The sequence below is a fragment of the Modicisalibacter xianhensis genome (assembly GCF_900113605.1).
GTDB lineage: Bacteria > Pseudomonadota > Gammaproteobacteria > Pseudomonadales > Halomonadaceae > Modicisalibacter > Modicisalibacter xianhensis.
In genome coordinates, this window is record NZ_FOPY01000005.1 from 26,722 (window position 1) to 47,749 (window position 21,028).

The 21,028-nt window shown below is 61.4% G+C and carries 24 protein-coding genes; 10 read left to right on the forward strand and 14 right to left on the reverse strand.

Annotation, left to right across the window (positions count from 1 at the left end; translation table 11 throughout):
• Positions 1 to 97: 97 nt before the first annotated feature.
• From BM194_RS06680 to BM194_RS20880, 5 genes are read right to left on the reverse strand one after another with little or no spacing between them, the layout of a single operon-like run.
• Complete coding sequence (locus tag BM194_RS06680) at positions 98 to 634, reverse strand: hypothetical protein (RefSeq protein WP_092845035.1); 537 nt, start codon at positions 632 to 634, stop codon at positions 98 to 100.
• Positions 625 to 1,266 carry a lysophospholipid acyltransferase family protein gene (locus tag BM194_RS06685; protein ID WP_092845038.1) on the reverse strand — a complete coding sequence of 214 codons (642 nt, stop codon included), beginning with the start codon at positions 1,264 to 1,266 and terminating at the stop codon, positions 625 to 627. The genes BM194_RS06680 and BM194_RS06685 overlap by 10 nt, the downstream gene beginning before the upstream one ends.
• A gap of 2 nt (positions 1,267 to 1,268) precedes the next feature.
• Positions 1,269 to 2,210: a phosphatidate cytidylyltransferase gene (locus tag BM194_RS06690; protein WP_092845487.1), complete on the reverse strand. Its 942-nt coding sequence runs from the start codon at positions 2,208 to 2,210 to the stop codon at positions 1,269 to 1,271.
• A complete protein-coding gene (locus BM194_RS06695) occupies positions 2,207 to 2,641 on the reverse strand; it encodes a CDP-alcohol phosphatidyltransferase family protein (RefSeq protein WP_244890893.1) in 435 nt (144 codons plus the stop codon). Before BM194_RS06695 ends, BM194_RS06690 begins: the two co-directional genes overlap by 4 nt.
• Entirely contained in the window at positions 2,608 to 2,817 is a 210-nt protein-coding gene (locus tag BM194_RS20880) for a hypothetical protein (protein WP_244890894.1), read from the reverse strand. The genes BM194_RS06695 and BM194_RS20880 overlap by 34 nt, the downstream gene beginning before the upstream one ends.
• A gap of 272 nt (positions 2,818 to 3,089) precedes the next feature.
• Here BM194_RS20880 and BM194_RS06700 point away from each other — a divergent pair, with 272 nt between their 5' ends.
• A complete protein-coding gene (locus BM194_RS06700; RefSeq protein WP_092845040.1) occupies positions 3,090 to 4,118 on the forward strand; it encodes a MerR family transcriptional regulator in 1,029 nt (342 codons plus the stop codon).
• Between the two features lie 83 nt (positions 4,119 to 4,201).
• On the opposite strand, the gene BM194_RS06705 is transcribed toward BM194_RS06700, so the two are convergent.
• Positions 4,202 to 4,945: a carbonic anhydrase gene (locus BM194_RS06705; protein ID WP_092845042.1), complete on the reverse strand. Its 744-nt coding sequence runs from the start codon at positions 4,943 to 4,945 to the stop codon at positions 4,202 to 4,204.
• Between the two features lie 76 nt (positions 4,946 to 5,021).
• Positions 5,022 to 6,029 carry a zinc-dependent alcohol dehydrogenase family protein gene (locus tag BM194_RS06710; protein WP_092845044.1) on the reverse strand — a complete coding sequence of 336 codons (1,008 nt, stop codon included), beginning with the start codon at positions 6,027 to 6,029 and terminating at the stop codon, positions 5,022 to 5,024.
• Positions 6,030 to 6,203: 174 nt separating this feature from the next.
• On the opposite strand from BM194_RS06710, the gene BM194_RS06715 reads away from it, so the two are divergent.
• Positions 6,204 to 8,492, forward strand: coding sequence for a DUF255 domain-containing protein (locus tag BM194_RS06715; RefSeq protein ID WP_092845046.1), 2,289 nt, complete (start codon positions 6,204 to 6,206; stop codon positions 8,490 to 8,492).
• On the opposite strand, the gene BM194_RS06720 is transcribed toward BM194_RS06715, so the two are convergent.
• The 3 genes from BM194_RS06720 to BM194_RS06730 form a co-directional block, all read right to left on the reverse strand.
• Entirely contained in the window at positions 8,489 to 9,352 is an 864-nt protein-coding gene (locus BM194_RS06720) for a PA4780 family RIO1-like protein kinase (RefSeq protein WP_092845048.1), read from the reverse strand. The genes BM194_RS06715 and BM194_RS06720 overlap by 4 nt on opposite strands.
• A 9-nt stretch (positions 9,353 to 9,361) precedes the next feature.
• Positions 9,362 to 10,759, reverse strand: a complete 1,398-nt coding sequence (gene dbpA, locus BM194_RS06725) for an ATP-dependent RNA helicase DbpA (RefSeq protein ID WP_244890895.1) — start codon at positions 10,757 to 10,759, stop codon at positions 9,362 to 9,364.
• Positions 10,760 to 10,967: 208 nt separating this feature from the next.
• Positions 10,968 to 11,618 carry a hypothetical protein gene (locus BM194_RS06730; protein WP_143097576.1) on the reverse strand — a complete coding sequence of 217 codons (651 nt, stop codon included), beginning with the start codon at positions 11,616 to 11,618 and terminating at the stop codon, positions 10,968 to 10,970.
• 267 nt (positions 11,619 to 11,885) lie between these two features.
• Between BM194_RS06730 and BM194_RS06735 the strand changes: the two genes are divergently transcribed.
• Positions 11,886 to 12,614, forward strand: coding sequence for a YebC/PmpR family DNA-binding transcriptional regulator (locus BM194_RS06735; RefSeq protein ID WP_092845052.1), 729 nt, complete (start codon positions 11,886 to 11,888; stop codon positions 12,612 to 12,614).
• A gap of 62 nt (positions 12,615 to 12,676) precedes the next feature.
• On the opposite strand, the gene BM194_RS06740 is transcribed toward BM194_RS06735, so the two are convergent.
• On the reverse strand, positions 12,677 to 13,102 hold the full coding sequence (locus tag BM194_RS06740) for a potassium channel family protein (RefSeq protein ID WP_092845054.1): 426 nt from the start codon (positions 13,100 to 13,102) through the stop codon (positions 12,677 to 12,679).
• 202 nt (positions 13,103 to 13,304) lie between these two features.
• Between BM194_RS06740 and BM194_RS06745 the strand changes: the two genes are divergently transcribed.
• The 3 genes from BM194_RS06745 to BM194_RS06755 all read left to right on the forward strand — a co-directional run bounded on the left by BM194_RS06745 (position 13,305) and on the right by BM194_RS06755 (position 15,096).
• The gene (locus tag BM194_RS06745; RefSeq protein ID WP_092845056.1) at positions 13,305 to 13,493 is read left to right on the forward strand and encodes a DUF3008 family protein; all 189 of its coding nucleotides are present in this window, start codon (positions 13,305 to 13,307) and stop codon (positions 13,491 to 13,493) included.
• A 177-nt stretch (positions 13,494 to 13,670) separates the two neighbouring features.
• Positions 13,671 to 14,279 (forward strand): class I SAM-dependent methyltransferase, encoded by a 609-nt coding sequence (locus tag BM194_RS06750; protein WP_143097577.1) that lies wholly within the window; start codon positions 13,671 to 13,673, stop codon positions 14,277 to 14,279.
• A 310-nt stretch (positions 14,280 to 14,589) separates the two neighbouring features.
• Complete coding sequence (locus BM194_RS06755; protein ID WP_218155377.1) at positions 14,590 to 15,096, forward strand: fasciclin domain-containing protein; 507 nt, start codon at positions 14,590 to 14,592, stop codon at positions 15,094 to 15,096.
• A 78-nt stretch (positions 15,097 to 15,174) separates the two neighbouring features.
• On the opposite strand, the gene BM194_RS06760 is transcribed toward BM194_RS06755, so the two are convergent.
• On the reverse strand, positions 15,175 to 16,470 hold the full coding sequence (locus BM194_RS06760) for a PQQ-dependent sugar dehydrogenase (protein WP_092845058.1): 1,296 nt from the start codon (positions 16,468 to 16,470) through the stop codon (positions 15,175 to 15,177).
• A gap of 180 nt (positions 16,471 to 16,650) precedes the next feature.
• Positions 16,651 to 17,142, reverse strand: a complete 492-nt coding sequence (locus tag BM194_RS06765) for a YciE/YciF ferroxidase family protein (RefSeq protein WP_092845060.1) — start codon at positions 17,140 to 17,142, stop codon at positions 16,651 to 16,653.
• A 332-nt stretch (positions 17,143 to 17,474) separates the two neighbouring features.
• Between BM194_RS06765 and BM194_RS06770 the strand changes: the two genes are divergently transcribed.
• The 4 genes from BM194_RS06770 to BM194_RS06785 all read left to right on the forward strand — a co-directional run bounded on the left by BM194_RS06770 (position 17,475) and on the right by BM194_RS06785 (position 20,130).
• A complete protein-coding gene (locus tag BM194_RS06770) occupies positions 17,475 to 18,320 on the forward strand; it encodes an MBL fold metallo-hydrolase (protein ID WP_092845062.1) in 846 nt (281 codons plus the stop codon).
• A gap of 263 nt (positions 18,321 to 18,583) precedes the next feature.
• Positions 18,584 to 18,871 carry a hypothetical protein gene (locus BM194_RS06775; protein ID WP_092845064.1) on the forward strand — a complete coding sequence of 96 codons (288 nt, stop codon included), beginning with the start codon at positions 18,584 to 18,586 and terminating at the stop codon, positions 18,869 to 18,871.
• A 167-nt stretch (positions 18,872 to 19,038) separates the two neighbouring features.
• Positions 19,039 to 19,347, forward strand: a complete 309-nt coding sequence (locus BM194_RS06780) for a hypothetical protein (RefSeq protein WP_092845066.1) — start codon at positions 19,039 to 19,041, stop codon at positions 19,345 to 19,347.
• A 192-nt stretch (positions 19,348 to 19,539) separates the two neighbouring features.
• Positions 19,540 to 20,130, forward strand: a complete 591-nt coding sequence (locus BM194_RS06785; RefSeq protein ID WP_092845068.1) for an NADPH-dependent FMN reductase — start codon at positions 19,540 to 19,542, stop codon at positions 20,128 to 20,130.
• 13 nt (positions 20,131 to 20,143) lie between these two features.
• Here the strand turns inward: BM194_RS06785 and yghU are convergent, their stop codons facing one another.
• The gene (gene yghU / locus BM194_RS06790; protein ID WP_092845070.1) at positions 20,144 to 21,022 is read right to left on the reverse strand and encodes a glutathione-dependent disulfide-bond oxidoreductase; all 879 of its coding nucleotides are present in this window, start codon (positions 21,020 to 21,022) and stop codon (positions 20,144 to 20,146) included.
• Between the last annotated feature and the right edge of the window lie 6 nt (positions 21,023 to 21,028).

The following is a 21,028-nucleotide window of genomic DNA, read 5'->3' on the forward strand; positions in this document are numbered from 1 at the left end:
GGAATGTCGCAAATAGAATGCCAAGCGTCGCCCTGGTTCTGGTTTTCACTAACTGCGTCAGGAAATTGATTGAGCATAAGGCGTACATTTTCCTGCCTCAGCCCATCATGGCAAAGAAGCCTGCATAGAAGACCGTCCAGAACACGCCGAGAATGACGCGGCGCACCGTCAGCGTCCACCTAGCCAGCAACCAGCGAGAGACGGTGTTGGCGATCAGGACCACCAGCACGAAGCGAACCAGGCGGGCCGGCACACTGACCAGCAGGAACAGCCCCAGACCGAGCCCTATCTGCGGTGCACTGGCGGCATACAGCTTGTAGGGGGTACCGGTGAGTGGCCCGAGAAACAGGGCCCAAGGGCCAATGTCACCAAGATCCACCATTACACGCTCCAGCATGTCCTCACTGACGGCGGGTACATTCACCAGCAGCCCCGTGACGGCCTCGGGCGCAACGCTCGAGGCAGCGAAGAGCGCAATGCCGCCCAACAGCGCTCCGCCCAATGCCCATAAGCAGCAGCGCAGGGCAAGAGCCCGGTCCTGCAGCGCAACGGCACTGAGCAGCACATCGGGGACGATGAAGAACAGCATGGCCTCCGCCAGCCCCCAAACCAGTGAGGCGGCCCTCACTCCCATGACGCGAACCGTCCCTCGCCACGCAGGGCCTCGATGGACCGGCGCAAACATGGCAGGAAGTTATCGACATGTTCGCGACCACACAATGACTCGCCGATGAACACGTCGAGGAAGAACGGCACCAGCAACGCCTCGCCACGCGGCAGCGCCTTGCCCAGACCATGCATGAAGATCGGCACGAACGGCACCTCAGGGTGGCGCGCAGCCAGCCTGGCCACGCCGCCACGAAACTCTGCCAGACGCTCGGGCTCGCCACGCGAACCTTCGGGAAAGAAGATCAGGATATCACCCTGGGCCAGCGCCGCGCTGCATCCGGCCAGCGGGTCCTCGTCGGGAGCGCGACGCTGACGGGCGATGGGTAGAATGCCGATGATTTGTGTGGAAAACCATGCCAGGGCCCGGTTGCGCATGAAATAGTCCATTGCCGCGACCGGGCGGATGCGATGCAACTGCCCGAGCGGCATGAGGCTGATCAGCACCAGCGTATCGAGGTGACTGTTGTGATTGGCCGTCAGCACGGCAGGCCCATGCTTCGGCAAGCGCTCGCGATGGCGCACGTTGAGTCCCAGGATGACCAATACCAGCGGGCGCACGAACAGGGCGAAGAACAACCAGCGTAACAATCGGCTCATGATCAGTAATGCAAGTAGTAGACGAAGTGGAAGAACAGCGGCGCGGTGTAAACCAGGCTGTCGACCCGATCAAGAATGCCGCCGTGGCCCGGCAGCAGGCTGCCACTGTCCTTGACACCGAGGTCGCGCTTGAGCGCCGAAACGGTCACGTCACCGATGAAGCCTGCGACGCCGATCAGCAATCCAGCGAGGAACGACTCCATCAGGGAGAGCGGCGTCAGCCACTCGCCCAGCAGCCCGCCCAGTACGGTCGTGGTGAGTACACCGCCGACCAGCCCCTCGACGGTCTTGCCGGGGCTGACGGTCGGCAGCGCCTTGTGTCGCCCGCAGGCCTTGCCCCATACGTACTGGGCAACATCGTTGAACTGGGTCAGGAAAACCAGGAACAGCACCAGCCCCGCCCCACCGATGCCTGCATTGACCGCCTCGGGCAGTACCAGCAGGTAAGCCACGTGACTGAGGCTGAACACCGTGGCCATCAGCCCCCAATGCAATGTGCCGGCAGCACGCAGGAAGTCGCGGGTCTCGCCCAGTAGCACCATGCGCATGGGCAACAGGAGAAACCCATAGACCGGCACGAGAATCACGAACATCCCGTACCAGGCATGGCCAATCGTCACATACTGCAGTGGAATCAGCAGGTAGGCCCAGAAGATCACCTGCCGATCCACACGACGCGTGGGGATCAGCGACAGGTATTCCTTGAAGGCCAGAAACGACACGAAGGCGAAGAAGGCCAGTGAAACATTGCGCGACAGCACGATGGCTATCGCAAAGATGGTGACCATCACCCACCACGATTGCACACGCTGCCTGAGCTCGCGGTGGGCGGCCTCGTTCAGCCGGTGACGCAGGACCGCCGTGGCCAGCGAAGCCACAACCAGCAGCCCGAGGATGCCAGCCAGGGCGGCAAGTACGGCTGCAGGCACACCGAAGTCGCTCATGAACATCCCCCTTCGTGCAGCGCCTCCCGTGAGCGGTTGAAGATCGTCAGCCCGGCCAATAGCGCGACGACTGCCAGCAGGACTGTCAGCCACGTGCCGGTCGGCCCGCCCAGGCCCAGCCACAGACCCAGGGCGCCGAACGCCACAGCCCGGTCACTCTTGCCCATCGGTCCGTCGTAACGCCGTCGGGCCCCGGCCTGCAAGGCAATCACCCCTGCCATCTCGCTGATAATCGCCAAGGCCACGATCGCCACTAACAGTGCCGGGGGCAACCCTGGCACCAGGGCCAACGGCAGGTAGAGCGCGGCGTCTGACACGACATCCCCCAATTCGTTGAGTACCGCCCCCAGACGCGACTGCATGGCGTGGTCACGGGCCAGCATGCCGTCGATGGCATTCAACGCCATGCGCACGAAGAGAAACAAAGGCACAGCAACAACGGCCAGGCCTCGCCCGGCCAGGCGGCGATACAGGTACCGACCGCCACGGACAGCCCGGCAGCCAGCAGTGTCACGGCGTTCGCGGTCACGCCACGCTGCGCCAGGGCACGCACAGCCGGCCGCAGCAGACGCTGAAACGCAGGTTTCAGTTGATAGATGGAGGGCAAGCGATTTTCCTTCTTCTTCTAGATCAGGCGAGAGGCACTTGGCGCCCACATAGTGAGCCCGGCCCCGAAAGCACCGTAAGCTACGCGGCCGGGAATCGATAAAGAAAGAGGCTTACAAGACGCGTCACGAAAGGACGCGCCATTTATAGCCGATCTCCTACTTCCTTGGGTATCGGCTGCCGCGTTGGCCGCCCTGCCCGTCATCAACGCTTGACCCTCACGCGACGTGAGGCGCCAGCATGCATTGGCGCACTGACCACAGGAGTTATTCGATGCTGTTACGTGTCGGCCAACTGGCTCGTCGCTGCGGACTCACCGTCCGCACCCTGCACCACTACGACACTATCGGCCTGCTCTCGCCCTCGGTGCGCTCGGATGCCGGTTATCGCCTGTACGCCGCCCATGATATCGCCCGTCTGCACCGCATCCTGGCGCTGCGCGAACTGGGTATGCCGCTGGCGGACATCGGCACCGTCCTGGACCGGCCGGAAACGACCTTGCCCGCCGTGATCACCCGCCAGATCGCCGCACTCGACGCAGAACTCGCCCGCAAGACGACCCTGCGCAAGCGCCTGGCCCGGCTCGGTGAACAACTGGCACGCGACGAGGCTCCCGATCCGGCCGACTGGCTGACCACACTGGAGTTGATGACTATGTACGATACGCATTTCACCGCCGATGAGCGCGAGCGCCTGTCCTTTCTCTGCCCCGATAACGCTCGCGAGTCCGAGTGGCAGGCACTGGCTGCTGAGGCGCACGAACTGATGCAAGGCGATATACCACCGCATGACGACGCCGCCCGCGCCCTGGCCCGCCGCTGGATGGTGGCCCTGGAACGGGACACTGCCAGCGACCCGGCCCTGTTAGGCAAGCTAGAGGCCATGCACCGGGAGACGCCAGCCTTGCAGGCCAGACTGGGCATTACGCCCGCCATGGCAGACTACGTGCAGCGCGCCTTCGCCAAAGATCAGTTGTCGATTTACCGGCGCTATTTGTCTGACGAGGAATTCGCCTTTGTCAGTGCCCGTTATCCGCAACAGATGCTCAAGTGGCCGTCGTTGCTCGCGGAGCTGCGCCAGGCCATGCGCGACGGTATCGCCGCACATGCCCCCGAAGCGCAATACTTGGCCAGACGCTGGTTGGCGCTGTTCCGGGCCTACGCCGGTGACGACCCGCGCACTCATGAAAAGCTGCGCCGCGCCCATCAGCAGGAACCGGCGCTGCGCCAGGGTGCCTGGGTGGATGATGAGGTATTGACCTATCTCGGCCAGGCGATGGCCCGCCTGGGCCCGGCCGAATAGCCAGGCAGAAAAAGCCTCGGGGCGCCTGTGAATTGCGCCCCGAGGTTTCGCATGCCCAACAGCGTTGTCAGGTTCGTGTAGCCTTATTCGACGATCAGACGTGCATTCACGGGTTGCAGCGGCCGGTTGTTGGCATGGCCGATGGCCTCCCGAACGGCATCGATCTGCGAGGACGACGCCGACACAGGCGCCTTCATGACTAGCCAGCGCACGCCTTCGGTGCAGGGTGGCGTAGTCAACGAGCCGTTGAGCCGGTAATGCTCGCGCTGCGTCGGTAACCATGCCGTTGGCGACAGGCTCTCCCCTGTCAGGTCACGCTGTTCTCCCTGTGCGGGCAACTCCTTTCCAAGCGCGGCCAAGACCTCGTTAGGCTGGCCTTCCTCGAACAATACGCCAACGACGGCCAGGTTGCCCTGCGCATCCGCATGTACCAGATGCCCCTCCATGGGGTAGGTCTGGCCATCAATGGTGTACTCGCTCGGCGTGTGGAAATGCACTTGCTTCAATGCATAGCGGCGCCCGTCGAGCGTCAGGGCATTGCCTTCGGGATAGGTGATTTTCAGGGTATGGCCGTTATTGACCAGCGTCTCGCCGGACTCGGCATAGTGGAACTGGGGAGTGGGCTGATCGCCCTCGATCATCCCGGCCAGATCCACCGGCGACTGGTTCTTGCCCGAGCCGCAGGTCGCGAACTCCGGCGACAACGAGCCCCAGTGCTGGGGGCCCTGCGGCCCGGAATAGGACCACTCGGTGTCACCCCCTGCGGCAAAGAGCGGCGATGCCAGTGTCAGGGTCACCAGGGCAGTCAGTGACGATATCCTTTTCATGAAGCCTTCCATCGATCATGGGTTGTCAGTAGCGGCCAGGTGGCTTGCCTGGCCGCCCCATGATGCGTCAAATGGCTCAGAATTCCAGGCAGATCTTGCCAAAGTGTTTACCCGACTCCTCGTGGCGGAAGGCATCGGCGATCTCGTCCAGAGCGAACGAGCGGTCGATCACCGGGCGCAGGCCGCCCGCTTCCAGCCCGCGAATCATTTCCTGCTGGTGCGTGCGACTGCCCACGATCAGCCCCTGCAGGCGGGCCTGCTTGGCCATCAGCTTGGCAGTGGGAATCTCGCCGCCACGCCCGGTAAGCACACCGATCAGCGAGATGTGCCCGCCGATGCGTACCGCATCGATGGATTGCGGCAGGGTGCCGGGACCACCGACCTCGATGACGTGATCGACACCGCGCCCCTCGGTCAATTCCTTGACGCGCTTGCCCCATTCTGGCTCGCGCTGGTAGTTGAGGGTGTGCTCGGCGCCAAGCTCCTTGAGCCGTTCGATCTTCTCGTCGGAGGACGACGTGGCAATGACTCGTGCGCCCATCATCCTGGCGATCTGCAGCGCGAAGATCGACACGCCACCGGTCCCTAGTGCCAGCACCGTATCGCCGGCCTTGAGCTGGCCGTCGACCACCAGCGCGCGCCAAGCGGTCAGTCCGGCGGTAGTCAATGTTGCAGCCTCGGCATGGCTGTAGCCCTTGGGCGCCAGGGTAAACCAAGTTGCCGGGCAGACCACCTGCTCGCGAGCATAGCCGTCGATGCCATCACCGGGCGTGGTCTTGAAATCGCCGACACGCGCCGGCCCGTCCTGCCAGTAGGGAAAGAAGCACGACACCACCGCATCGCCCTGCTTGAATTCATCGACACCGTCGCCGACAGCCTCGACCACGCCGGCGCCGTCGGACATCGGGATGCGGCCATCCTCGGTGGGCATGACTCCCGAGACCACTCCGTAATCGTGGAAGTTGAGAGAACTGGCATGCAGGCGCACACGGATCTCGCCGGGGCCCGGCTCGCCAGGGCCATCACGTTCGCTGACCTCGAGACGTTCCAGCCCGCCGGGGCTGCGCAGGGTAACGACCTTCATTACTGTCTCCTTGATCGATGATTGCATGAGCTCTTCAGCGTAGCGTGTTAAGCGTCTTCGGACAGAATTGGGGAGAGGGGCGATGCGAAGGCCATATGAAAAACTATGCGAAGGTCTAGCCAGGGGGCTGACTGCTACACTTTCGTCGTACGATCCAAGGAACAGGAGACTGCCATGGCCACGCCAGACGACCTTTGCCAGGCGCGAGAGCGAAAACGCAGCCTCTACCCTGTGCGCACTCGCTACCGCGACGACCAGGGGGAGCCACTCTATACCAACCGCCTCATTCTCGAGGATTCACCCTACCTGCTTCAGCATGCCCACAATCCGGTCGACTGGTACTCCTGGGGCGACGAGGCGTTTGCCAAGGCCGCCCGCGAGGACAAGCCGGTGTTCCTGTCCATTGGCTACAGCACCTGCCACTGGTGCCATGTCATGGAAGAGGAGAGCTTCGACGACAAGGAAGTCGCCGAAATGCTTAACCGCTACTTCGTAGCCATCAAGGTCGACCGCGAGCAGCGCCCCGATCTCGATACCCTTTACATGACAGGCGTGCAGCTCATCACCGGTCATGGCGGCTGGCCCCTGTCGAGTTTCCTGACCCTTGATGGTCGCCCATTCTTTGGCGGCACGTACTTCCCCAAGGATCATTTCATGGGTCTGCTCGGCCAGGTTCAGGAAATCTGGCACGACAATCGCGAACGGCTGCTCGAGGATGCCGACACGCTTGATACCGCCATTCGACAGCACCTGTCGCCCTCTGCCGTCGCCCAGCTCCCCGACGGGCTGGTCGAGCAGGCCACTGCAACCCTGCTGGACGAGGCCGATCGCGACCATGGCGGTTTTGGCGAGGCCCCCAAGTTTCCCCACGAGCCCAACCTGTTCCTGCTGCTGGAGACGATCCGCCACGACCCGCGCGCGCTGGATGACCAGCCGGCCTGGCAGGTCGTCCGCCAAGCGCTCGATGGCATGCTGCATGGCGGCATTTACGATCAGATCGGTGGCGGCTTCCACCGCTACTCGACGGACCGGTCCTGGCTGATTCCGCACTTCGAGAAGATGCTCTACAACCAGGGCCAGCTTGCCAGCGTTTACCTGCAGGCCTGGCAGCTTTCCGGCCAGCCCGAATACCGCCGCATCGCCGAGGAGACCCTGGATTTCGTGCTGCGCGACATGCGCTCGCCACGCGGCGGCTTCTATTCGGCGACCGATGCCGACAGCGACGGCGTGGAAGGCAAGTACTTCGTCTGGGATTATGCCGAACTGACCCACGAACTGGACGACGAAGATCTGGCGCTGTGCCGCGCGGTGTATGGTGTGAGCCGTACCGGCAACTTCGAGGGCGCCAACGTGCTGCATCTGCCCTACTCACTGGACGAGGTTGCCGAGGCCTTGGGCATGACGCGCGGTGACCTGGACGAGGCACTACAGCGCATCGACCGCCACCTCTACGAGCTTCGCAAGCAGCGCCCTCATCCACTGTGCGACCACAAGCAGATCACCGAGTGGAACGGCATGGTCATTGCCGCCTTGGCGCAGGCTGCATACGCACTGGAACGCGACGATTATCGCCAGGCGGCCATCGCTGCCGCCGAAGATCTCTGGACACACCATCGCGACGCGCAAAGCGGCCGCCTGTGGCGGGCTAGCCTGGGTGGTGTAGCGTCCGTGCATGCCCAACTCGAGGACTATGCGCATTTCATGCAGGCGCTCATCGACCTTTACGACCTGACCCATCAGCGCCTGTGGCTCGATCGCGCACTGGCCCTGCTCGACGAACTGGAAGCCCAGCATGCCGACACCCGCGACGGCGGCTACTACGTCGCGCCCATGGATAACCCCGGCCCTCAGCTAGTCCGCAGCAAGCCGCTGATGGACGGCGCCACCGTGTGCGGTAACGCCCAGATGCTGACTGTTCTCATTGCCCTGCATCAGCGCAGCGGTGATCCCACGCTCCCTGCACGCATCGAGCGTCACATCGAGGCTTTCTCAGGGCGTGTAGTCCAGATGCCGCTGGCAAGTCCGGTCTTCCTGCTAGGATTGCAGCGCTGGCAAACACCCCCCCCCGGCCCGTGCCAATATTTGGCGGGTGGCGCGATCCGCACCGGGTATCGTGTCGTCGAAGCCAGCGAGACCCAGCTACAGGTGATCGTCGATATAGAGCTGGCCCCGGGCTGGCATATCCAGGCCCATGACCTGGAGCGAGCCGAGGCCACACAGCTCAAGGTCGTCAACCGGGATGACTGGCAGGAGGTGGCGATTCACTATCCTTCTCCCCAGCCCATGACGACAGGCGAAGCCGGCTATGCAGGACAGCTTGCCATTGACCTGACCGCCCGGGAGCGCGTCAGCGCGCCGTTGGGTCTCGAACTGCAACTGCAGCCGTGCAACGACACTGCCTGCCTGCCCGTGGAGCGTTGTCGTTTTGTGATTCACTGGAACCACGGCATGGCAGACGCTTAACGCGGCTCATCCTCCCAGTCGTCGCGGGCACGCTCGCGACGATCGGCCTCTTCTTCCAGCGCATTGTCGATCACGGCCATCAGGTCATCGACATTGACGCTGGCAGTGTCATATTCGAAGCGCCCGGTGAGTTTGACGTCCGGGTGCAGCTCACCTGCTTCATACAACGCCCAGATTTCCCTACCGTAGTCGGTATTCAGCAGGTCCGGGGCGAAGTGGCCGAAGTAGGCGCGCATGTTGTCCACGTCGCGCTCGAGCATGCGTGCCGCATTGTTGTTGCCTGCGGCATCGACGGCCTGTGGCAGGTCGATGATCACGGGGCCATGACGGTCGACCAGCACGTTGAATTCGGACAGGTCGCCATGCACCAGCCCGGCATACAGCATGCGCACCACGTCGGCGATGATCCGGCCATGGTAGTCGCGGGCCTGCGCCTCGCTGAGCGTGACGTTGTCCAGGCGCGGCGCGGCGTAACCCTCCTCGTCGGCGATCAGCTCCATCAGCAGTACTCCGTCGACGAAGGCGTAGGGCTGCGGGACACGGACGCCGGCAGCGGCCAAGCGATACAGGGCATCGACCTCGGCGTTCAGCCAGGCCTCCTCCTGCTCGCGCTGACCGTAGCGGGTCTTCTTGGACATCGCCCTGGCGCGACGGCTGTTGCGGACCTTGCGGCCTTCCTGGTACTGCACTGCCTGCTTGAAACTGCGCTGCTTGGCTTCCTTGAAGACCTTGGCGCAACGTAGCGTATCGCCACAGCGCACCACATAAACTTGCGCTTCCTTGCCACTCATCAGTTGAGCCACGACCTCATCGATCATGCCTTCGTCGATCAGCGGCTGTAATCTCTTGGGTATCTTCATCACACTGCACTACCGACTTACGCGACGCGCGCGAAACGACTTGCCCTTCAGTTTGCCCTTGCCGAGCTTCTCGAGTGCCATTCTAGCCACGTCTCGCTCCACGGCGACATAGGCACTGCGCTCGAGTACCTTGATCTTCCCGACCTGCTCGCCGCGTATGCCATCCTCGCCGGTCAGCGCACCGAGAATGTCACCGGGCCGCACCTTCTGCTTCTTGCCGCCATCGATCTGCAGCGTCGCCATGCGAGGCACGAACGCCGCCTGGCCGCGCGATTCACCGGGCAACGGTTCGTCCACGATGTCCTGCCCCAGGTGCTCCGCCAACCGCACCAGGCGATGCCCCTCGTCGGGCGAATACAATGTCAGCGCCACCCCCTGATTGCCCGCGCGTCCCGTGCGCCCGATCCGGTGCACGTGAACGTCGAGATCGCGCGCGATACGATAGTTGAACACGGCATCGAGCGATGCAATATCCAACCCACGTGCCGCCACGTCGGTGGCCACCAGGATCGACACGCTGCGGTTGTCGAACAGGACCAGGGTGCGGTCGCGATCACGCTGATCCAGATCGCCATGCAGCGCCAGCGCGCTGAAGCCGAAGTCGCAGAGGGCATCGGCGACCGCCTGCGTCTCGCGCTTGGTATTGCAGAACACGACGCTGGACTCAGGGCCATGTGCCAGCAACAGCCGGCGCAGTACATCGAGGCGCTGGGCATCGTCATCGATCCGATAGAAGTGCTGCCGGATGCTGGTGTCGTCATGCGTCGAGGCGATCTCGACATGCGCCGGATCAGTCATCAGCCGCTCGGCGACGGGTCGGATGCCCTCGCTATAGGTAGCGCTGAACAACAGCGTCTGGCGTGACCCGGGCGTGCACGCCACGATGGCCTCCAAGGTCGCCTGAAAGCCCATGTCGAGCATGCGATCGGCCTCGTCCAGCACCAGCGTATCGAGCCCATCCAGCACCAGCGCGCCCTTGCGCAAATGCTCTTCAACACGCCCGGGCGTGCCCACGATCACATGCGCACCGTGCGCCAGTGAATTCAACTGTGGGCCCAGCGGCGCGCCGCCGCACAGGGACAGCACCTTCACATTGGGCAGGGTACGCGCCAGCTTGCGTATCTCGCTGGCGACCTGGTCGGCCAGCTCGCGCGTGGGACACAACACGAGCGCCTGGACATGAAACCGGGTCACATCGAGGCGCGACAGCAGGCCGAGGCCGAACGCGGCGGTCTTGCCCGAACCGGTCTGCCCTTGGGCAATCACGTCTCGGCCCTGCAACATCAGCGGCAGGCTCTCGGCCTGGATAGGCGTCATGGCCCGGTACTCCAGCGAGGCCAGGTTCGTCAGCAGTTCGGGCAGCAACGGCAAGGAGGCAAAGGCCTCGGCGCGGATAGGTTCAGACAAGCTCGGAGGTCCTGTAGAAGGCAGATGATGCGATACGGCAGGCAGGAACGGGGCAGGAAAACCGGAACGGGAGGATAGCTGCCGTCGAGATAGGTGAGCAAGGTTACCAGAAATACCTGATAACGTCTGTCATTGTCGTCTTTCTTGTGGATTCAGCCAGGCTGACCTGACATTTGGCTGAACCCACGTCTCCAAGGATTGAAGGAGGCTAGATCATCAATACTTCATCGACGTAGCTTCCATTTTCCAGGGCTTCGACGGTCTGCCTGGCAACATCCTCGGCCTCGATACCACCCAGTTCCCTAGCTTGGTCAATGTACGCCTCGGCTAGCACCTTGGCGTGTGGCGAGTCGCCCAGGATAGCGGCACCTACCCGATTGAAGCTGACCAATGATGCTGCGTACCCAGTATCGCTGGCGTGCCGGGCTTCGGCCGTCGGCTCGGTTGGCTGACTCGCGTCGTCGCGTTCGATGTCGGCGTAGCAGGCGTCACCAGGCGCGTTGCCCTGTGTTTTGCCAATCAGCATGCAGCGCAGCAGGCTCAGGGAGTCGTCCTCGGAATGGCGTTGCTGCGCCGCGTTCACGCTGGCAAGCGCTTCCTCGTATTGGTGGCGATAGAGCTGGATCTGCAGTCTGGTGAGCAAGGCTCCGCCATTATCGGGCGACAGGGCCAGGGCTCGCTCGGCGAGAGACATCGCCCGGGATAACGCCTGGTCATCGTGCCGCTGGATTCCCTGAAGCATGCGTTTCGCCGCCTGGCGCTGGAGTTCCTCGGCGCCTTGGGCATCCGCGGCCAGGCTCGCCTGGCAGGCAAAGGCCATCCACACCGCCGTCAACAAGGCGGGCGTCTTCTGGATCATGAACATTGCTGGCATTACCGGGTTGGTATGGAATGAAAAACACCCACAAGGTAGTGCAGAAAAACTCATGCTTCCAATGACACAAAAAACTAATTTCCTAATACTTAATGAAGCCATGCCTGTTCGGGCCGGCATACTCTGTTCCCGGAAACACGAGCGACCGCCACCTGCACGGGACCAAGCTGGCCATGGCGGAAATAAACCTGCCACACTAGGCGGATGTTGAGTAAAATTCGCGCGTCGATGACAACCTGACAGGACAAAGACATGGGTAGGGCCTTCCAGAACCGCAAGGAATCCATGGCCAAGACGGCCGCCGCCAAGACCAAGGTATACAGCAAGTACGGTCGCGAGATTTACGTCTGCGCCAAGGCGGGTGGAGTCGACCCCAACGGCAACCTGGCGCTACGCAGCCTGATGGACCGCGCCAAGAAGGATCAGGTGCCCTCTCACGTCATCGAGAAGGCGCTCGACAAGGCCAAGGGCGGCGGTGGCGAGGACTATTCTGCGGCACGCTACGAAGGGTTCGGCCCCGGCAACTGCATGGTCATCGTGGAGTGTCTTACCGACAATCCGAACCGTACCTTCGGTGACGTGCGCATGTGCTTCAACAAGACCAAGAGCAAGATCGGCACGCCGGGCAGCGTCAGCCACATGTTCGATCACAGCGCCATCTTCGCCTTCGCCGGCAGTGACGAGGAAGCCACGCTCGAGGCACTGATGGAAGCCGATGTCGACGTCACCGATATCGAGAACGAGGACGGCCACATCACCGTCTTCGCGCCTCACACCGAGTACGCCAAGGCCAAGCAGGCATTGATCGATGCCTTCGGCGAGATCGACTTCGAAATCGATGAGATCCAGTTCCTGCCACAGGCCACCACGCCGATCAGCGGCGACGACGTGGCCCAGTTCGAGAAACTGCTCGACATGCTCAACGAACTCGACGACGTGCAGAACGTCTACCACAGTGCCGAGATCGAAGAGACTGCCTGACGTTTGCCCATCAGCGTTTATCCCGTCGGCCCGCCCTTGTGCGGGCCGATGTCATTTGTGGCTTATCGGGTATTCCAGTAGCGCTGCATCTCCACGAACAGAAACGAGGCTGTCCAGGTCACCAGTACCAGGCCGGTCAGCGACTCGATCCCTGTCAGGTAACGCAGATCACCGTGCGGCTGGATATCGCCGAAGCCCAGCGTGGTGAACGTGGTGAAGGAAAAGTAGGCACAGTCCAGCAGACTGCCATCGAAGTTGCCCTCCAACCGGCCCAAGCCCTCCAGGCGATTCCATACGTAATACACCAGAGCAAATAGCCACACCTCCACGGCATGGGCCACCAGCGCTACGCTTACGCCCAGAATGATGCGAAAGCGATGCCTCAGTCTCATTCGCGGTAGATGTACCGTCAGACGGTACAGGAACTCGTAATGGATGAAGACGGCGAGTGCCACTACGGCACCATTGACGAGAAAGATCAGCAGCATGCTCTGCCTGTCGATTGGTCTTGTAGAAACGGTCGGCCTGCGTCGTCAGCATTGTACCCCGGTCATTGGTGGTCTCACGTCATTTGGCTAGCCTTCCAGGGTCTGACTATGCTGGAGACACAGGCAACGACTTGCCTGTCAGTCAATGGCCCGATGGATTGGTGCCGCAGTCACGGTACCTCGTGAAACAGGAGGTTTGACGATGCCAGCGAAATCCCAAGCCCAGCAGATGGCGGCAGGTGCCGCCCTGGCCGCCAAGCGCGGAGAGAAGAAGGTCAGCGAATTGGAGGGGGCCTCCAAGCAGATGTATGAGTCCATGGACGAAGAAGAACTGGAAAAGATGGCGTCCTCTTCACAGAAGGGCAAACCGGCCCATAACCGAAAGTCCTGACCGACGGCTCTGACCCCGAGAGGTTGCGCCAATCACCGGCGCAGCCTTTCTTTAATGGTTGCCATCGTGGCACGATCGGGCATTCATGACAGGTTTCTTACCGGTACGTTTCTTTCCCTCCTCTGAACGGTGGTCTACCGTGAAGAAGTGCCCTTCGTCCACCTGCCGAGCGAACGCATGAATATCAACGAACGACCGCCCCACCACACTACCCACCCCCAGCTTTCTCCGCGCCGCCAGATGGCTCTCTTCGCCAGGAACTTCTTCAAGCATCCCAAGATGCTTGGATCGATCATTCCCAGCTCGCCCTACCTGGTCCGGCGCATGTTGAATCATGTCGATTGGCAGCGCGCCGAGGTACTGGTGGAATACGGTCCGGGAGTCGGCACCTTCACCAAGGAAATCCTGCGTCAGATGCGCCCCGATGCCGTACTGATCGTTCTCGAGACCAACGGTGATTTCGTCGACTATCTCCAGCAGGCTTATCCGGATCCGCGTCTTCAGGTCGTGCATGGCTCAGCGGCGGATGTTCAGCAGATCATTGAGGAACGTGGCCTGGCATCGGTCGACTATGTGATTGCCGGAATTCCGTTCAGCACCCTACCGGCCGAGGTCGGAGAATCCATCCTGAACGCAACGCGTCAGGTCATCTCGGCCAATGGCGCCTTTCTGCTTTATCAGTTCTCACCCAATCTCTTCTCCACCCTGCGACGGATATTTTCGGACGTATCACGTGAATTCGAGCCATTCAACTTTCTGCCGGCTCATATCTACCACTGTCGGTAGACTCGCCAGGTAAGTGGAAACGACAACAGGCCTGCCATCTGGCAGGCCTGTTGTCGTTTCCGGCATCCGATGCCAGCGCGTAACGATCAGTTCTCGAAACCAGCCAACGCTTCCTTGTACAACTTTCATATCGAGTCCACCCATTCGGTGAATCGCATGACTTTCACGCCCTGAAGCCTGCTCAAACTGCCGACACATAACATTACGCAAGAAATCTTGTTGTCTCGAAGATTTGTGTCTAGTTTTTGTATAGGTCCTGTCGAACGACATGCCTGGTGTCACCACGATCATGTTCGAGGAGCAACACATCATGAAGGCACTCGTCAGCAATACTACCCGCTGGATTGGCGTCGGCATTCTGGGAATGGCGATGGCTGGCGCGGTCCACGCCGATCATCACGGCATGAAGAAGGACATCATCGAAACGGCCAGCGAGGCAGGCAACTTCCAGACACTCGCCAAGGCTGTTGAAGCCGCTGGCCTGACGGAAACCCTCAAGGGCGACGGTCCCTTTACCGTCTTCGCCCCAACCGATGCCGCGTTCGACAAACTTCCCGAAGGCACGGTGGAGGACCTGCTCAAGCCCGAAAATCAGGATCAATTGAAAAGCGTACTGACCTATCACGTCGTGCCCGAAAAAGTGATGGCCGAAGATGCCATGGGGGCGGATAGTCTCACCACGGTACAGGGTCAGGAGCTTTCCATCTCAACCGAGAATGATCAGGTCATGATCAACGATGCCACCGTCACCCAGGCTGATATCAAAGCCAGTAACGGTGTAATCCATGCCATCGATAGCGTATTGATGCCGGAGTAAGCGTCCCGAACGGGAATCATTGCCCGTCCTGTTTGCCGCCCGTTTGGGCGGCTTTTTTATCGGCTGAGTTCCGGTTGGCTAGTCGACCCGCCATATGACATTGCCGACATCATCGGCAACCAGCAAGCCGCCCCGTGCATCGATGGCCACGCCGACAGGACGCCCGAGTGCCTTGCCCCCTTCGCTCAAGAACCCGGTCAGCACGTCTTCCGGCAAGCCGGCGGGTTCGCCATTCTCGAATGGCACGAAGATCACCTTGTAGCCGCTGTGCGGCTTGCGGTTCCATGAGCCGTGCTGGCCAACGAACATGCCGCTGGCAAAGCGTACCGGAAGCGAATTGTTCCCGGCAGACGCCAGGCCCAGCGATGCGGTATGTGGGCCTAGGGCGTAGTCGGGCACGATGGCACGCTCGACCAGCTCGGGGCGCTGCGGTTCGACACGGTCATCCACATGCTGGCCAAAATAGCTGTACGGCCAGCCGTAGAAGCCACCAGGCTGCACGGACGTCATGTAATCCGGGACCAGATCGCTGCCCAGCATATCGCGTTCGTTGACGGCGACCCACAACTCGCCTGTCTGGGGTTGCCAGGCCATGCCCACCGGATTGCGCAGGCCGGAAGCATAGATGCGGTGCTCGCCCGTGACCGGATCGATTTCCCAGATCGCTGCGCGCCCTTTTTCCTTGTCCATTCCTCTCTCGGCCACATTGCTGTTCGAACCAACACCCACGTAAAGGCGCTTGCCATCGGGACTGGCGATCAGGCTCTTGGTCCAGTGGTGATTGATCGGCCCCGCAGGCAGTTCGACGACGGTCTCGCCCGGCGAAGTAATACGTGTCTGGCCTTCTTGATACGGAAAGCGCACCACGGCATCGGTGTTGGCCACATAAAAGTCGTTACCCACCAGCGCCATGCCGAACGGCGAATGCAGTCCCTCCAGGAACACCGAACGCTGATCCGCCACCCCGTCGGCGTCAGTATCGCGCAACAAGGTGATACGCTCGGCGCTTTCGCCGCCCGCCCCCGCCCGCTTCATGAACCAGCCCATGATTCTGGCCTTCAGGCCCCTGGATTCCTTGGGCGGGCGGTTGGTTTCGGCCACCAGCACATCGCCATTGGGCAGCACATAGAGCCAGCGGGGGTGGTCGAGACCGTCAGCGAAGGCGACCACCTCGGTGCCAAAGGTCGCCTGTGGCTTGCCACCGGATGGCCACCCTTGTGCCGGCGCGATATTGACGGTGGGAAACAGTGTCTCGCTGGGCGGTGGCAGGATGGGATCGGGCCCGGTACCCGCCGATACCGGCAGGCGGGCCACATCACCACAGGCCGTCAGCATCGATGTCAGGACTGCTATGGTAGTCCAGCGTACGTTCATCCCAGCGTCTCCCCTCGAAGGGCAATGGCACCTGCGGTGGCCATCGCTTTTATAGCGAGCGTAGCCGGCCTGGGCGTATCGGCCAAGCCAGGTCGCAGTTGCGGAGAGGCGGGTATGCAAAGGGAGGATACACAAAGGGCAGACCATGTTGGCCTGCCCTGAAAGCGGCGACGCGTGGCGTCATCCCGCCTTCTGATTAATATCCTTCTTGGCCAGTTTCGTCAGCTTCTCATCGGTAGCCTTTTCCTCCTTGAGGGTCTCGGCCAGGATGTTCTTGGCTTCGGTGTAGCCCAGTTGCCCGGCCAGGGAAATGACCGTACCGTAGGCGGCAATCTCGAAGTGCTCGACCTTCTGCGCCGCACCGATCAGGGCGGCATCCAGCACAGGTCCCTTCTCACCTGCCTCGATCAATTCCTGACCTTCCTCGATTAGGCTCTCCATCGCATAGCTCTTGATCCGCTTGACGCGAATATCGGGGATCGTATCCACAGCCTGCTCGATGCGCTCCACCTGGCCTCGTGTTTCTTCCAAATGCTCCTTGAATGCCTCGGCCAGTTGAGGATCGTCGGCGGCACGCGCCATCTTGGGCAGTGCACGTGTAATCTGCTTTTCCGCGCTATTGATTTCGGAAAGCAGGCGGATAAACAGATCATTCGGGGTCTTGATAACCATAACTTGCTCCGTCTCGACAGTGATTCCGTTTACTGATCAAGCGATGCCGCTTTCTCAAGCTAGCAGCGGTTTCTTCACTGACAAGCGGGCGACAGCCGGAGCTTTCCTTTCCTTACCAAAGAACACATCAGGCATTTAAAAAACCCATTCTGCTTACCTTTGGCAGAACAAGTTAGCCCAATCGGGCGTCCGAAACGCGCGGATTACCCAGTGTCGCTTTTCGTCACCTGACCGGCCTGTGCACGGATTCGGCAAAGGCTAGACTCATGAAATATTTAGCGGTATGCGCCACGCCGGATGCGTGGTATCGAAACCCTCAGGGAGGAATTCTCATGGCCGACAATCCGTTGCGCCACAAGCACATGCCAATGACCTCGATCAAGAGCGGCGACCTCTTCGAGGTGCTGCCCGATGTGGCCGGCCTCACCGTACAGATCGTCAATGTCTATTTCGTGGGGCTGCCCGACAGCGACGACTGGGTTCTCGTCGATACCGGCATGCCCGACGCCATGGAAGAGATCGTCGATGCCGCCATGCACCGCTTCGGCAAAGACGTCCCCCCCAAGGCGATCCTGCTGACGCACGGCCACTTCGATCATGTCGGGTCGGCAGTGGAACTGGCCGAACACTGGGGCGTCCCGATCTACGCGCACCCCCAGGAGATGCCCTACCTGACCGGCGAGGAACGCTACCCCGATCCCGACTCCGACGTTGAAGGTGGACTGATCGCCAAGCTATCGGGGTATTTTCCCAACACGCCGGTCAATCTGCGCCCCTTCGTCCATCTGCTGCCGGAAGATGGCCGCGTCCCCGGCCTGCCGGGTTGGCGCTGGGTGGCAACGCCAGGGCACACGCCGGGGCATGTCTCGTTCTTTCGCAACGAAGATCGTGCCATGATCGTCGGCGACGCCTTCGTTACCGTGCGCCAGGACAAGCTTTATCAGGTCCTGACCCAGCACAAGGAAATCAGCGGACCACCCCGCTATTTCACGCCTGACTGGGACGAAGCCCGCGAGTCGGTCAAGCGCTTGTCGGCGCTCAAACCCAGCGTGGCCATGACCGGCCATGGCCGGCCGATGTCGGGAGACGAGCTGGTGACTGGACTGGAAACGCTGGCCCTGAACTTCGACAAGCTGGCCTTGCCAGCGCACGGCAAGTATGTCGACGACTCGCAGTGAACGACCGGGCCCGCTCAACTCGAGTGACGGCGGGCCCTGACGATGCTGACTTTTTCAGGAGCTTTTTCCTCATGGCGGCCCGTTGGGGACACGCTATCTTCAAGATAATCGCTCCACGACAAAACAATATTAGCCGCCACGCCCACCAATCCGCTGTCCCTTGCGACAGTCAATTTCACCGACATTTTTTCCTTCGCCTTGGCCGCACATCATGCAGGGCACCCGGCCAAGGCGTCGGGCTCTCTCGGGCAAGGAGTCAATTCATGGATATCGCGGTTACCTTCGAGTCGCTGGATGATGCCTATGCGCCGCCAGCGTTGCAGGCGATTCAGGTCAACGTGATTTTCGATCCGTCACTTGTGCGCCGGCTGGCCTATGCCAAGCTGCGCCTCGATCGCCTTGAGCAGGACCGGGCCTCGCGGGATCTGAGCGCGCTGATGTCCGCCCGGGTGGAATTCGCCCTGGCCTCCCGCGCCTTGGCCGATCACCTGATCGCCCAGCAGTTTCCGGTCGCTCCCGGTCCTGACTGCAGTGGGAGCTTTCCTGCCTGAACCTGCGGAGTGAGCCATAACCCACGGGCTACGCCACACCAACCGAGTGTTACGCCACTATCCTGTGCTGACAGGAAAAAAACAGTATGCTGATATAGCGACAACGTTATTACGGAGTAAAAAGCACGATCGATCACTGACAATCGATACCAGCGCAGGAGGCTCTCATGAAGGTCTACAAACCTGAATGGCGATGCACGTTTAACGTGAACGAAGGCGCAGAAGAATCCGCCAGCTGGAAAGAACGCGTCGCCTGGCGACTGCGGGGATTCGCAGACAAGCTGGACGGCGGCGGAAGAACCTTGAAGATCGACTGCAACGTCACACCGGAAGTGAGCCGTGAAGACATGGACATTTGCCTCGGCAAGGGCTTCGAAGTGACCCAAGGCCTGCTCACCCAGTTCGCTCATCAAGCAGCGTGCGAGCACGTGATGCGGGACGCCAAGTCGGAGCTGTTCGAGGAAGAGCGAGAGTAATTGATGTGACGTATCCCAGTAGTTGCTGCAGAACGCCCCATCAGAAGTGAACCTGATGGGGCGTTTGCATGCTGGCCTACCCCTTGAGCCTGCGCCTCCCATGGCTTCACGACCATCCCGGTACTACGCTTCCTTTCATCGCTTCGCTTTGCACCGACGCGCATCACACCCCGCCGAGACATGGAGCCTGCCATGGCCAACCGAATCCTCGTATTTTATGGATCCTATCGCTCCGACCGTAACGGCATCCGTCTGGCGGATTACGCCGTGCGTACCTTGCAGTCTCGCGGAGTTGAGGCGGAGCTGATCGACGCCAAGCAGATCGATTTGCCGATGCTGGACCGGATGTACAAGGAATACCCGACGGGCGAAGCGCCAGAGGCGATGGAGACGTTGGCGGGAAAGATCCGCGAGGCGGACGGGTTCGTGTTCGTCACCGGCGAATACAACTGGGGCATGCAGCCGGGCCTGAAGAACCTGACCGACCACTTTCTGGAAGAGTGGTTCTGGCGCCCGGCAGGCATTGTCAGCTACTCGGCCGGACGCCTGGGCGGCGCGCGTGCCGGCCTGCTATGGCATGGCACGCTGGCCGAGATGGGCATGGTGGTCATCTCCAGCTCGGTGGCCGTCGGCCAGATCACCAAGACCCTGGATGCCGACGGCCAACCCAGCGGCGAGGCCGGTCAATCACTGGAGAAATCGTTTGCCCGCTTCGCGGACGATCTGACATGGTGGACAGAAGCAGCGCGACAGCAGCGGCAGCGTACGCCACCGCCGTTCTAGCCTGCGTTTCACATCAGCTTTGCGCCTCGAGCTTGTCCTGCGTCCTCAGCTTGAAATCACTGGCGTCGTGGCGCTCATGCAACTGCTCCTCGAGCGGGCCGAAGGTGCGATTGACCATGCGCCCGCGCTGTACCGCCGGCCGCTCGGCAATTTCCTTCGCCCAGCGCTGCACGTTCTCGTAGCTTTCGACCTGCAGGAATTCGCCAGCCTCGTACAGCCGCCCCAGCGCCAATTGCCCGTACCAGGGCCAGTTGGCGATATCCGCGATGGTATATGCGTTACCACCCAAGTAACGCGACTCGGCGAGTCGCCGGTCGAGCACATCGAGCTGGCGCTTGACTTCCATGGTGTAGCGATCGATGGCGTACTCGATCTTGGTCGGCGCATAGTTATAGAAGTGCCCGAAGCCACCACCCAGGAACGGGGCGCTGCCCATCTGCCAGAACAACCAGTTGAGCGCCTCGGTGCGTGCAGCATGGTCTTCGAGGTCGGGCAGCAAGGTACCGAACTTGTCAGCGAGGTAGAGCAGGATCGATCCGGATTCGTACACCCGGGTAGGCTCAGGAGTGCTGTAGTCCACCAGCGCCGGGATCTTGGAATTCGGGTTGATCTCGACGAAGCCACTGCCGAACTGATCGCCATCGCCGATCTGAATCGGCCAGGCGTCGTATTCGGCGTCGAAGTCCTGCGCCAGCAGTTCCTCGAACATGATGCCCGCCTTCACGCCATTCGGCGTGGCGAGCGAGTAGAGCTGGAACGGATGCTTGCCGACCGGCAGCTCCTTGTCATGGGTGGGCCCGGCTATCGGCCGATTGATGCTGGCGAAGTGACCACCGCTTTCCTTCTCCCAGGTCCAGACCTTCGGTGGCGTGTAATCGCTGTCCTGACTCATGACGTC